The organism is Rhodobacter aestuarii (assembly GCF_900156655.1).
Taxonomy (GTDB): Bacteria; Pseudomonadota; Alphaproteobacteria; order Rhodobacterales; family Rhodobacteraceae; genus Rhodobacter; species Rhodobacter aestuarii.
This window is the reverse complement of record NZ_FTOG01000007.1, coordinates 217,800-230,682: the sequence shown is the minus strand read 5'-3', so window position 1 is coordinate 230,682 and position 12,883 is coordinate 217,800. Positions and strand designations below refer to the sequence as shown.

Genomic DNA, 12,883 nt, shown 5'->3' with positions numbered 1-12,883 from the left:
GGATTCGCAATGGACTTCTCTTGGCCCTTTCGCGGCGCGCCAACAGATGGCGTGATCGGCGTGGATGCCCATGGGCGCATTGATTATGCAAATCCTGCGGCAACAGCGATGTTTGGCTACGCCAAGGGCGCGCTTGTTGGGCGTATGATCGAGACACTGGTGCCGCAATGCAGCAGCGACCGCCACGCCAAACTGCGTAGCGCGCTGACGACAGTGGATCCGGAAAAGGCCGCGTCCGCCAAGCTGCGGCTTGTGCGGGCTCGCCACAGTGACGGGCATGATTTTCCGATGCAGCTCATGCTGCGGCGCAATGATAGCTCTGGGCGCTATTTCGTCTTTATGCTTCCGGTTGAAGAAGCCACGGGGCTTGGGCACCGTCCGGCGGGCTTACCGGGCGACCCGACACATCTGCCCGGCCCCGAGCGGTTGCGCAAAGATTTGGCCGATCTGCTTGCAGACCGCGCCGCTTGCGAAGGCTCGATTTGGGTGATCCTGACGGAGCTTGAGCAACTCGCCCAATATCGCGCCACGGAAGAAACCCGCCATGCGGAAATGCTGGCGCTGGCCTGCGCGACGCGCCTGCGCAGCGTGCAGGGGCGCCACATCCGGCTGTATCGCGCGGGCGAAAATCGGTTCGCCTTCCTCGTCGTGTTGCCGCGTCCGCATCAACCGCCCGAACGCGCCCTTGCCGCACTTGGCACCGCCTTGATGGAGCCACTGCGCATTGGACCGAACCTTTTGCATCTGGATGCTGGTGTTGGCTATGCCTGCCGCCCCAATGATGGGATTGGTGCCGAGGCGCTGTTGGCCAATGCCGCGCTGGCGCTGCAAGCTTCGCTTGAAAATCGCAAAAGCCCGGTCGCCTATGATCACGGGCTGCGCAGTCAGGTGGAGCATCGCAACCGCGTGCTGTTGAACCTGCGCCACGCGATCGCGCAAGATCAGTTTGAACTGCATTATCAACCGCAGGTCGATCTGGCGACGGGTGAAGTGGTCGCGCTGGAGGCGCTTTTGCGCTGGCGACACCCCGATTGGGGGCTGTTGATGCCCGCCGATTTCATGGATGTGCTGGGCGACAGCGTCTTGTCTTTGCAGGTGGGCGAATGGGTGCTTCGTGAAGCCTGTCGGCAAGTCGCCGCATGGAACCGCGACCTTGCGCGCCCGCTGACCATTGCCGTGAATATCTTCCCCCGGCAATTTGATCGCAAGATTCTGCCCGCACTGGTCAGCACCGTGCTGAAGGAAACAGGGCTTCCCCCGAACCTGCTCGACATCGAAATCACCGAAGATACGGCGCTGGCCCATGTGTCTGACGCGGCGGAGACTTTGGCGGCGCTGCGTGTGCTGGGCGTTGGGCTGGTGCTTGATGATTTCGGCACGGGCTATGCATCGCTTGCCTCTTTGGCGCGCCACCCGGTGCATAAGCTGAAAATCGACAAGAGCTTTGTCAGCGGTTTGACCAGAGGGCCGGCCTGCCGCGCGATTTTGGAATCGATGCAGCGGATGGCCGCCGCGCTTGGCATTGAAACCGTGGTCGAAGGCGTTGAGACCGAAGAAACCGCGGGCATGATGCGCGATTTTGGTTTTGACATCGGTCAGGGCTATCTGTGGAGCCGTCCGCTGGATCGTGCCACCTGTGCCGTTGCACTGGGGCTGCCGACGCCGGGCTAAGGGGCTTAGAACAGCAGTTTGTAGCTGTTGCCGCGCGTGTCACTCACCGTGCCTGTGCCGCTTTGCGTGCCGGACCCCATGATGAAGCTGCCCTCAAGCCGAGTGCCATCTTTGCACACCGCATAGAACTCGCCCGAGTTGACGCCGCCCACATCGGAGGTGGCGTTGGTGTATTTACCGCCAATATTCTTGAGCCCGAGCGAAAAGCCCCGCTCATGTGTGGTAACGCGCGGCGCCACGCTTGTCCAAGTGCCGGTGCATTTGCTTTGCGCAGGCTTTGGCAAACGGAAGCTGATCTTGCCCGAGGTTTCGGTATCACTGCTTAGCGTCACCGGGATCACAAGCGCCGGGTTTTCCGCAGCAATCGGCCCCGCAAGCGGGTAAAGCCGCATGTCGTCACCGCCACAAGCCGCAAGAGCCAAGGGAATGAGGCAGGGGATCAAAGACGGCAGCTTCATCGGAACCTCATGCGTTCGGATCAGGCGCGGCACGGCGCGCGCGCAGACCGCTATTGAGGCGGAACACCCGCACCTGTCAAGGCGAAGGCGCGTGCATCTTGGCGCAGGGCCATCACGATGTTTAGAAGAGGGAAAGGGAGCCTTTCCTATGACCGATCCTGAAACCTTGTTGCGCGCACTTTTTGATGCGGCGATTGCTTCGGCCCAACCCGCGCAATGCCTGCCGCCGTTTTTGCCGCCTTGGCCCGAACGGGGGCGGTTGGTGGTTTTGGGCGCGGGCAAAGCCTCGGCTGAAATGGCGCGGGTGGTTGAGGCGCATTACGGTCGCCCGCTGGAAGGGTTGGTGGTCACCCGCTACGGCCATGCAGTGCCCTGCCAAGGGATTGAGGTGGTTGAGGCCGCGCATCCGGTACCCGATGCGGCGGGCGAAGAGGCCGCGCGGCGGATGTTGGATTTGGCGCACAACCTAAGTGCGGATGACACGGTTTTATGCCTCATTTCGGGAGGCGGCTCTGCGCTTTTGCCCCTGCCCGCGCCGGGGCTCGACCTTGCACAAAAGCAAGAGATCAATCGCGCGCTTTTGAAAAGCGGCGCGACGATTGGTGAAATGAACACGGTGCGGCGGCATCTGTCCGCGATCAAAGGCGGGCGGCTTGCAGCGGCCTGCGCCCCCGCGCGGGTGATCACGCTGATGATTTCTGACGTGCCGTGCGATGCGCCGTGCATCATCGCCTCTGGCCCGACGGTGGGCGATGCCACGACCTGCGCCGATGCGCTGGAGGTGCTGGAGCGCTACGCGATCCCCTTGCCCGAGGGGCTGCAAGCGGCCCTTGCGGCGGGCGCCTTGGAAAGCATCAAACCCGATGATCCGCGCCTTGCCCGCAACGCGGCGCATCTGATCGCCACGCCCCAAGGCGCGCTGGAAGCGGCGGCGCAGGTGGCGCGTGCGGCAGGTCTGCCGGCGTATATTCTGGGTGATGCGCTGGAAGGAGAGGCGCGCGATGTGGCCAAAGTGATCGCGGCGATGACGCGCCAAGTTCTGCGCCACGGCCAGCCCTTCCCCCGGCCGTGTGTTTTGCTGTCTGGCGGCGAAACCACGGTGACGGTGCGTGGTTCTGGCAACGGCGGGCGCAATGTGGAGTTTCTGCTCGCCCTCGCGCTCGCGCTGGAGGGGATGCCCGACGTTTACGCGCTGGCGGGCGATACCGATGGCGTTGATGGCGCAGCAGAGGTGGCGGGCGCGCTGATCAGCCCCGAAACGCTCGCACAAGCGCGTGCGCTTGGCCTATCCCCCCGCGCGATACTGGAGGCAAACGACGCGCACCCGTTCTTTGCGGCGCTTGGGGCGCAGGTGATCACGGGCCCCACCCTGACCAATGTGAACGATTTTAGGGCAGTGCTGATTTCGTGAGCGCCAACACCGCGCGGATGTTGGACAAAGCTGCCCTTACGGCATAGATAAGGGGCACCGGCGGCCCAGCATCCTTCCCTTATCGCTGCGGCGCAGCAACATGGAGGCATGAGCAGATGCGGGTAGTCGTTCTTGGGGGCGGTTTCGGCGGCATGTATACGGCCCGGGCGCTGCGGCGCACATTGGGGCGCAAGGCCGAGATTGAGATCATCAACGCGGAAAACTACTTCGTCTTCCAACCGCTTTTGCCAGAAGTGGGCGCGGGCTCGATTACCCCCGCCCATGCCGTGTCACCCTTGCGGTTCATCCTCAAGGGCGTCGCCGTGCGCAAAGCGGTGGTCGACAGCGTCGACTTTGACCGCAAGGTGGTCACCGTTTTCCAAGGCATTCAGCGCCGCCCGACCGAGGTGCCCTATGATCACCTCGTAATCGCGCTTGGCCAAGGCACCGATTTCTCGCGCATGCCGGGGCTTGAAGAACATGCGCTGAAAATGAAAACGCTCGAAGATGCCCGCCGCCTGCGTGAGCATGTGATTGAGCAGTTGGAACATGCGCAGGTGACCGCGCTGCCCGACACCAAACGCGGCGCGCTGACCTTTACCGTGGTGGGCGGCGGCTTCTCGGGTGTGGAAACCGTGGGCGAGATGAAAGAACTCATCGACCGCTCGCTGCCCTTCTACTCCAATATCGACCCGTCGGAAGTGCGGGTGCTGATGGTCGAATATGCGCCGCGTATATTGAATGAGATGCCGCAAGAGCTGGCCGATTACGCAAGCGAGCATCTGAAGAAACACGGCATCGAACTGATGCTGAAAACTGGGGTGAAAAGCTGCACCCATCGCCAATTGGTGACGAGCGATGGCGAGGTGATCGACACGCGCACGATCGTCGCGACGATCGGCAATGCGCCGCTGCCGGTGGTGACGCGGATGGGCCTGCCGATGGACAAGGGCCGGATCATCGTGGACCGCAGCCTGAAAGTGCCGAGCCGCCCCGATGTTTGGGCACTGGGTGATTGCGCGCTGATCCCACTGAAAGAGGGCGCGGCAGATCGGCATGATTTTGCCCCGCCCACCGCGCAATTCGCGGTGCGTGAGGCGAAGCGCGTGGCGAAGAACATTGCCGCGACGATCAAGGGCAAGACGCCCGGGATCTTTGCCTATTCCTCGCGCGGCTCGCTTGCCTCGCTGGGCGCAAAACGTGGCGTGGCCGATCTGATGGGCCGCTCGGTCACGGGCTTCCCGGCGTGGTTTGTTTGGCGGTCTTACTATCTGGCGCTGCTGCCCGGGCTTGGCACCAAGATCCGCGTGATGATGAACTGGACGCTGGATTTGATCGGGGCGCGGTCTTTGGTGCAGTTGCGCACCTTCCGCAAACCGCCGATGCGCTATGTTTATTACCGCGCGGGCGACCGTATTTACGAGATGGGCGATCGCTCGGATGGGTTCTACACGGTGATTTCGGGCGCGGTGGAAATGGAACGCCCCGATCCGGAAACCGGCGAAATGACCACCCGGATCATTGGCCCCGGCGATCATTTCGGCGAGCGGATCATTTTGGGGGCCACGCGGCGGCGCACCACGGTGCGCGCGAAAGAAGACACCAAGGTTTTGGTGATGAACCGCGCCGAGTTCCTGATGCTAACGGAAGGGTTTGAGGCGTTCCGCGACTACTTCCGCCCCTATATGGATAAACACGGCTTCAACCTGCCCAGTGACGCGCCGAAATCAGACAGCTAAAACAAAAGCGCCCCGGGATACCGGGGCGTTTTTGGTTGATAGTGCGCGCATCAAGCTGCGTCTTGTCGGTCAACCTTGTGCACATCTTGCCAGCCGTGGAACCGGCTGACGAGGGCGTTGAGTTCGGCCACAGAATGTTTGAGCGAATAGGTCGCGGCAGAGGTTTCTTCGAACATCGCGGCGTTTTGCTTGGTGGCGGCATCCAGCATGCCGACGGCTTGGTTGACCTCTGAAATCCCGTCTTTTTGCGCGGTGGCCGAAGAGGCGAGCGCCTGCACCTGCTGAGAAATCGAGCCCACCGACCGGGTGACCGTTTCCATTGCCGTGCCGCTTTCGCGCACCGCGCCGACACCCTCTTTCACATGGCGGCTCGATTCAGAGATCAGCTCACCAATCTCATGCGCGGATTCCGCGGCGCGCTGCGCCAGCGCCCGCACTTCGGACGCCACAACCGCAAAGCCACGCCCAGATTCGCCCGCGCGCGCGGCCTCAACCCCGGCGTTCAGTGCCAGCAAATTGGTTTGGAATGCGATATCGTCGATCACGCCAATGATGCGCGTGATCGCCTCGGACGAGCTTTCAATCCGCATCATCACCTCTTCGGTGCGGCGGATCGTGGAAATGCTGGCCTCGGCTTGCTGCGCAGCGGTGCCGGTCAGGTCGCGCACCGCTTGGATGCCCGCAGTGGTATCCCCCACAAGCGTGTTCATCTGCGCCATGTTTTCGGAGGTTTGGTTGATTGAGGCCGCCGAATCCTCCGTCCGTTTGGACAGGTCTTCCAGCGCACTGCTGATCGCAGAACTATCTGCACCAATCGTTGTGGCAGATTCCGAAATTTCGGCCACGATGCTCTTAAGCGACAGCACCGCTGCGTTGAAATCCATCCGCAGCTTCTTGTAGCTCTCGGCGAAGAATTCGTTGATCACGACATCCAAATTGCCATCGGCCAAAGAGCGCAGTGAGGCCGCCAGATGGTCCACCACCTGTTGCTGGGCTTCGCGTTCGGCCAGACGTTCCGCTTCAACCCGGGCACGTTCAGCCTCGCGCTGGCGGGTTTCTTCCATCCGCCGCTCGGCTTCCTCGATCTCGCTTTTCATCAGCTTTTGCTTCGCCTCAGCCTCAGCGCGGATCATCTGAGCTTGCTCTTGCTCGCTTTGATGCAGGCTTTCGGTCAGGCGCGCACGCTCGGCCAAGGCTGATTCGAGTGCTTCGACCGCACGCAAAATCCGGTCGAGTTCAAAGCCGGTGCGCACCTCTTGCGGCAGTTCGGCGATGGTTTCCAACCGATCCGAGACGCAAACAACGGCGCGCGACACGCGGCGCGAAAGCACCATGGAAACAATGACCATGCCCAGCATCACCGAAGCCGCGAGCAATACCACAATCACAAGGTTCCAGCCCGCGCGCGACACGCTGGCCGCTTCACTTTTTGCAGCCGCTTCGCCCACGAGCGTATCGAAGTTGCCCAACCGCGCCTCGGCGGCGACGCGCGCTTTTTCGTAGGCTTGTAGCTGCGCCGGATCAGGCTCAGCCGCAGCCAGCAGAGCACTTGCCCGTTCATGCCATTGCGCGATCTCGGCGCCCAAAGCGGTCAGTTCTGGTTTGATTTGATTGGCAAAATAGTAAACCGCAAACCCTTCGAGATGGCCGTTCAACACAGCCTCTTGCTCGGCAAAGTCTTCAATCGCGCGATCCGAGGGACGGTCGAGCGCGATGCGCAAACCCTCTTCTGCTGCGCGAAAGTCGCTTTCAATTTGCACCGCATCATGAACCGCCGCGCGCGACAGCTCAGACAGGCGCCGCAATTCGCCGCCGAGCGCATAAGCCTGCCAAGACAGGATTGCCACAATGATGCAGCCGAAAACGGTGAGCAGCATCACCGGAAGAAGCAAACGTTTGATCAGAGACATGGCGTATCGCTGTTCTAGAGAAGACTAGTTAACATGAGACCCTCGCAGCATTCCGCTGCGCCTGCGCATCTGGATCTGGACATCATCTGACGAGCAAGGCGCATGAAGAACCTATGAGGGAGCCCCGGCATCGAGGCGGATTGGCAGCATGATTAGGGCGACACCGTTGTTTTTTCCTTAAACGGAGCCTGCGACACGCACCGTCTTGCGCGAAAAGGGGCAAGAACATAATATGAACAAATGGCCCAGAAAGCGCTTTCAGAAAAACTCGCGATCCTTGCTGATGCTGCGAAATATGATGCCTCCTGCGCCTCGTCGGGGGGCGAGCGGCGCAATTCGCGTGCGGGCAAAAGCCTTGGTTCGACGACGGGGGCGGGCATCTGCCACGCTTGGGCGCCGGATGGGCGGTGCATTTCGCTTTTGAAAATCCTGCTGACGAATTTCTGCATTTACGACTGCGCCTATTGCATCAACCGCGCCTCCAGCGGGGTGGAGCGCGCGCGCTTCACTGTGGAAGAGGTTGTGACGCTGACGCTCGAGTTTTACCGGCGCAACTATATTGAGGGGTTGTTTCTCTCATCCGGCATCATCCGTTCGCCGGATGAGACAATGGCCGATATGGTGCGCGTTGCCCGCACCTTGCGCGAGCGGGAGCATTTTCGCGGCTATATCCACCTGAAAACCATTCCCGATGCCGCGCCCGAACTGATTGCCGAGGCGGGAAAATGGGCGGATCGGCTGTCGATCAATGTGGAACTGCCGACCGAAGACGCGCTGAGCAGTTTGGCGCCCGAGAAATCCGTGCACACGATCCACGGCGCAATGGCCGAGGTGAAAGCGCGTGGCGAAGCCGCAAAAGACCGCACCAAACGCGGCACCCGCGCGCCACGCTTTGCGCCAGCCGGGCAATCGACGCAAATGATCATTGGCGCCGACCCCGCAAGCGACGGGGAGATTTTGCACCGCTCCGCCCGGCTTTATGGCGATTATGCTTTGCGCCGTGTCTATTATTCGGCGTTTTCACCAATCCCGGATGCGTCCAAAATGCTGCCGCTGATCCGCCCGCCCTTGGTGCGCGAGCATCGGCTTTATCAAGCCGATTGGCTGATGCGGAACTATGGGTTTGACGCGCCCGAGATTGCCGCGCCGGGCAAGAACCTTGATCTGGAAATTGACCCGAAGCTGGCTTGGGCCTTGGCGAACCGGCAGCACTTCCCGCTGGATGTGAACCGTGCGCCGCGTGAAATGCTTTTGCGCGTGCCGGGGATTGGCACCCGTAGCGTGGAGCGGATTTTGAAAGCGCGGCGCTATCGCACCCTGCGCTATGAAGATTTGGTCGCGATTGGCTGCGTGATCCGTAATGCAGAGCCATTCATCACCCTACCCGGCTGGTCGCCGCGTGGCCTGCCAGATGATGCGAACCTGCGCGCGCGCTTTGCCCCGCCGCCCGAACAGTTGAGCCTTTTCTGATGCAGGTGGTGCTGCCCCGGATCGGCACCGTCGCCGCATGGCGCAAGGAAGCGCGGCGCTTGGCGGCAGCGGGCGTTGCCCCCGAGGCGGTGATTTGGTCGGTCGGCACCGCCGCCCCGGATTTGTTTGCCGCTGCCCTACCCACAGCGGCGGGCGCGGTCGCGCTGACCCTGCCACGCGTGGCGGTGGAGGGGCTTGAAACCGCTTTGATGCATTCCGACCCGGAACGGTTTGCGCGCGCCTATGCGCTGGTGTTGCGGCTTTCGCGACGGGAGCTGCGCTGGGGCGACCGATCTGACCCAATGATGCGCCGCGTGCTTGACCAAGAAAAAGCCGTGCGGCGCGACATTCACAAGATGCATGCCTTTGTGCGCTTTCGCGAGGTGACGCCACCGGGCGCGAACCGGCGCGCCTTTGCCGCGTGGTTTGAGCCCGATCACCACATTCTAGAGGCAGGCGCGCCGTTTTTTGCGCGCCGCTTTGGCGATATGGATTGGCTGATCGCCACGCCCACACTGACCGCACGCTTTGAATGTGGCGAGATGCAAATTTCTGAAACCTGTGACACGAGGCCCCCGCCTGCGGATGCAACCGAGCATCTTTGGCGAGTCTATTTTGCCAATATCTTCAACCCGGCGCGGTTGATGGTGCAGGCGATGCAATCGAACATGCCGCGCAAATATTGGAAAAACCTGCCCGAGGCGGATTTGATCCCGGAGTTGATCCGCTCGGCGCCCGCGCGGGTGGCAGCGATGCGGGAGGCTGAGGCACAGATGCCCGATCCACGTTTACAAAAACGACTAAGTGCGATTGCCGCTCAGCGCATCAAAGATTAGCGGCGGGCCAAAAACGCCTCAAACGCTTTAAGCGTCACATCAGAGACGTGGTGCTCCAACCCTTCGGCATCAATTTCAGCGGTCTCTTGCGGCACCCCAACAGCCACGAGCAGATCCACCACAACCCGGTGGCGCATCCGCACCCGTGCCGCCAAGGCGGCCCCCTCTTCTGTTAGGAACACCCCGCGATAGGGGCGCGACACAGCGAGGCCCTCGCGCTTGAGCCGCGCCACGGCTTTGGTCGCGGTCGGATGGGTCACGCCCATGCGCGCGGCAATATCGGTGATGCGCGCCTCGCCCATTTCTTGGGCCAGATCGTCGATCATCTCGGCATAGTCTTCAAGCACCGCCATGCTTTGCGCCGCGCGCGCTTGGGTAAAGCGCTCGGGCGTGGGAACTTGCCCCTCGTCTGCGGTGTTGTCGCTCATCTGCCGTCCTCCCGGCTTGGTTTTGGCAGTTTTGCCCGGGTTTTGCAAATCGTTCACAAAACTGCGTTTCCGTGCTGTTTGACAGAAATGTAGCCAGGGCTATAAATCAAGGTCAAGACAACGGGAGTGCCGCAATGCAGAATGACCGCTCACTGACCGGGCGCACCCGCGCCACGATGTCCGCCGTGATCAGCGGCGAGCGGCGCGGCCCGTTGGCGATGCTGGCCTTTGTGGGCCCGGCGGTGATTGCCTCGGTCGCCTATATGGACCCGGGCAATTACGCGACAAACATCCAAGCGGGCGCGGGCTATGGCTATGCGCTGTTGTGGGTCGTGTTGATGGCGAACCTGATTGCGATGCTGTTTCAGGCGCTTTCGGCGCGCTTGGGCATTGTGACCGGGCGCAACTTGGCAGAGTTGAGCCGCGATCACCTGCCCCGCCCGCTGGTTTATGTGATGTGGTTCATCTCTGAGATCGCCGCGATGGCCACGGATTTGGCGGAATTTCTCGGCGGGGCCATTGGTCTTTCGCTGCTGCTGGGCATTCCGCTGATCTGGGGCATGGTGATCACGGCAATCATCACCTATGCGATTTTGCTGATGGAAGCGCGCGGCTTTCGCCCGATGGAAATTGCCATTGGCACACTCGTTGGCTTGATTGGTCTTTGCTATTTGGCAGAAATCCTGATTGCGCCGGTGGATTGGACGGCGGCGGGCCTTGGCCTTGTTTCCCCGGACCTGCCCGATGCCGGGGCACTGACGATTGCGGTGGGGATCATTGGCGCGACCGTGATGCCGCATGCGATTTTTCTGCACTCGGGACTGACGCAGGGCCGCGCAGTGTTGCGCAATGATGACGAGCGCCGCCGCGTGCTGCGGATTTCCAACATTGAGGTAATCGTCGCGCTGGCGGTGGCGGGGCTGATCAATATGGCAATGGTGATCATGGCGGCCTCTGCCTTCCATCGTGGCCATGCGGAAGTGGCCGAGATTGAAACCGCCTATCACATGCTGACGCCGCTTTTGGGCGCAGCGGCGGCAGGGGCGTTTTTGATCTCGCTGATCGCCTCTGGGATCTCGTCTTCCGTGGTGGGGACGATGGCGGGGCAGTTGATCATGCAGGGCTTCTTGCGGATCACTATTCCGCTGTGGCTACGCCGCGCGGTGACGATGCTGCCCGCGTTTGCGGTGGTGGCTTGGGGGGCGAATGCCACACAAGCGCTGGTGATGAGCCAAGTCGTTTTGTCGATCGCGCTTCCCGTACCGATGCTGGCGCTCTTGTGGCTCATTCGCAAGCCCGAGGTCATGGGCGCTTTTGTGCCGCGCCAGTATATTCAAGCCCTGGCCGGGCTCGGCGCCGCGCTGGTGCTCGGGCTGAACTTTGTGCTTTTGGCGGGCGCTTTCGGGATTGCCATGCCGTTCCTTGAATAACGCCCCACCCTTGCGCCCACCCGCAAGCCTTGTAAGGCTCGGACAAAACGGAGGGCAGCATGGCCAAAATGATCCACTCAATGATCCGCGTTCTGGATGAAGCGCGCTCACTTGCCTTTTACCAAACCGCCTTTGGGCTGAAGGTCGCGGATCGGCTCGACTTTCCCGAATTCACGCTGGTTTACCTTTCCAATGACGAGAGCACCTTTGAGCTTGAACTGACCGTGAACAAGGGCCGCGAAACGCCCTATGATCTGGGCGATGGCTACGGGCATTTGGCGGTATCAGTGCCCGATGTGGCGGCGGAACATGCGCGGCTGGAAGCGGCGGGCCTCGCCCCGCGCAAGATTGTTGATTTTGCGCCCGCTGGCACCGTGATCGCGCGGTTCTTCTTTATTGCCGACCCGGACGGCTACCAGATCGAGGTGCTCGAACGCGGCGGGCGTTACCTCTAAGCGCTTGAACATCGGGCACGGCTGGCGCGCTTTTTGCTGCAATTTTGCGGGGAGGGCGGGGCAGCCCGGCTATTGTGCTGGAACTGTCGCGGACCTGACAGAATGCATGCCTGTGCTGTCGCACAAACGACAGTCAGGCAAAAGACAGACAGGACTATGAAGATGAACGACGAGACGCCCGACCGTTATGTGACCTTCCTTGGCCTCGATTGCGATGCCAAGGCCGACCGGCTTTATCAGATGCTGCAAGCTCGAATGGCGGGGAATGACTCGCCTTGGGTGGGCTATTTCGAGAAAAAACTGGCCGAGAATACGCGCATGGGCCACGACATGCTGCGCTTCGTCGGTGCGCAGGTGAATGCGCTGATGAGCTTCTTCGAAGAGGAAGACGACGAAGAGGCGCTCGTCCTGCTTCACCACCTCGAATATCACTGCTGCTGATTTGCGGGCTTAGCGCGCAGTCAAAACCGGCGCCCCGCCTTGCGCGGGGCGCGATCCGTTTCGCAAGGCGGATAGCCCATCTCGATTAACCGCGTGCCTGTGACCTCGTAATAGCCAACAATCGTGTGGCGCCCGGTGCTCATGTACCAAGAGCGCAAGGGCTCGCGATAACCGCTTGCCATGATCTCTGACCAATAGTCGAACTTCTCGCGTGGCAGCGGCGTGCCACTGCGGCTTGGCCCATGAAAACCGAACACAGCGGTGGGCGCGACACAGACATTCGGCAAGCTTAGATACATTGTGCAAGCCGAGATGCAGGTGCCGCGCAATTCAACCCGCGTGCCCGAGGCGCGCAAGGTGTCGATCTCGCGGCGACGCTTGGCAAGATAGCCGCCCCAGTCAGAGCGCACGACCAAGGTGCTGCTGCTGGCGGTCCAGAGGATGTCTTGAGATTGCGCAGGATTGGCAATCACACCGACAAGCCCGAAAATAACAACTGCCCGTAGCGACCGCGCAACATACACACGCAGCCGCCTGCACAGGCTCTGCGCCTGTCCTTGCATGAGGTTTACCCCTTCGTTCCACAAACGCCGGGGCGTGGCCTTTGATCCACCTGCGCCCGACGACCCAACGA

At 61.4% G+C, this 12,883-nt stretch carries 12 protein-coding genes; 8 read left to right on the top strand and 4 right to left on the bottom strand.

From position 1 onward, the window contains the following. Nucleotides 1-9: 9 nt before the first annotated feature. Nucleotides 10-1,671, top strand: coding sequence for a sensor domain-containing protein (locus BW967_RS11740; protein ID WP_076485256.1), 1,662 nt, complete (start codon nucleotides 10-12; stop codon nucleotides 1,669-1,671). Between the two features lie 5 nt (nucleotides 1,672-1,676). Here the strand turns inward: BW967_RS11740 and BW967_RS11735 are convergent, their stop codons facing one another. Beyond that, on the bottom strand, nucleotides 1,677-2,129 hold the full coding sequence (locus tag BW967_RS11735) for a hypothetical protein (protein WP_076485255.1): 453 nt from the start codon (nucleotides 2,127-2,129) through the stop codon (nucleotides 1,677-1,679). Nucleotides 2,130-2,277: 148 nt separating this feature from the next. On the opposite strand from BW967_RS11735, the gene BW967_RS11730 reads away from it, so the two are divergent. Beyond that, the gene (locus BW967_RS11730; protein WP_076485254.1) at nucleotides 2,278-3,540 is read left to right on the top strand and encodes a glycerate kinase type-2 family protein; all 1,263 of its coding nucleotides are present in this window, start codon (nucleotides 2,278-2,280) and stop codon (nucleotides 3,538-3,540) included. Between the two features lie 116 nt (nucleotides 3,541-3,656). Beyond that, entirely contained in the window at nucleotides 3,657-5,279 is a 1,623-nt protein-coding gene (locus BW967_RS11725) for an FAD-dependent oxidoreductase (protein WP_076485253.1), read from the top strand. A gap of 50 nt (nucleotides 5,280-5,329) precedes the next feature. Here BW967_RS11725 and BW967_RS11720 read toward each other — a convergent pair whose 3' ends face one another. After that, a complete protein-coding gene (locus BW967_RS11720; RefSeq protein WP_076485252.1) occupies nucleotides 5,330-7,189 on the bottom strand; it encodes a methyl-accepting chemotaxis protein in 1,860 nt (619 codons plus the stop codon). A 240-nt stretch (nucleotides 7,190-7,429) separates the two neighbouring features. On the opposite strand from BW967_RS11720, the gene BW967_RS11715 reads away from it, so the two are divergent. After that, nucleotides 7,430-8,659, top strand: a complete 1,230-nt coding sequence (locus tag BW967_RS11715; RefSeq protein WP_076485251.1) for a putative DNA modification/repair radical SAM protein — start codon at nucleotides 7,430-7,432, stop codon at nucleotides 8,657-8,659. Further along, nucleotides 8,659-9,495: a TIGR03915 family putative DNA repair protein gene (locus tag BW967_RS11710; protein ID WP_076485250.1), complete on the top strand. Its 837-nt coding sequence runs from the start codon at nucleotides 8,659-8,661 to the stop codon at nucleotides 9,493-9,495. The genes BW967_RS11715 and BW967_RS11710 overlap by 1 nt, the downstream gene beginning before the upstream one ends. On the opposite strand, the gene mntR is transcribed toward BW967_RS11710, so the two are convergent. Beyond that, entirely contained in the window at nucleotides 9,492-9,923 is a 432-nt protein-coding gene (gene mntR / locus BW967_RS11705) for a manganese-binding transcriptional regulator MntR (protein ID WP_076485249.1), read from the bottom strand. The two genes, BW967_RS11710 and mntR, sit on opposite strands and share 4 nt — an antisense overlap. 134 nt (nucleotides 9,924-10,057) lie before the next feature. Here mntR and BW967_RS11700 point away from each other — a divergent pair, with 134 nt between their 5' ends. The 3 genes from BW967_RS11700 to cowN all read left to right on the top strand — a co-directional run bounded on the left by BW967_RS11700 (nucleotide 10,058) and on the right by cowN (nucleotide 12,249). Continuing rightward, nucleotides 10,058-11,353 carry an Nramp family divalent metal transporter gene (locus BW967_RS11700; RefSeq protein WP_076485248.1) on the top strand — a complete coding sequence of 432 codons (1,296 nt, stop codon included), beginning with the start codon at nucleotides 10,058-10,060 and terminating at the stop codon, nucleotides 11,351-11,353. Between the two features lie 59 nt (nucleotides 11,354-11,412). After that, nucleotides 11,413-11,808, top strand: a complete 396-nt coding sequence (locus BW967_RS11695; protein ID WP_076485247.1) for a VOC family protein — start codon at nucleotides 11,413-11,415, stop codon at nucleotides 11,806-11,808. A 162-nt stretch (nucleotides 11,809-11,970) separates the two neighbouring features. Next, entirely contained in the window at nucleotides 11,971-12,249 is a 279-nt protein-coding gene (gene cowN / locus BW967_RS11690; RefSeq protein WP_076485305.1) for a N(2)-fixation sustaining protein CowN, read from the top strand. A gap of 20 nt (nucleotides 12,250-12,269) precedes the next feature. Here the strand turns inward: cowN and BW967_RS11685 are convergent, their stop codons facing one another. After that, nucleotides 12,270-12,812, bottom strand: a complete 543-nt coding sequence (locus BW967_RS11685) for a hypothetical protein (protein WP_076485246.1) — start codon at nucleotides 12,810-12,812, stop codon at nucleotides 12,270-12,272. Nucleotides 12,813-12,883 lie beyond the last annotated feature (71 nt).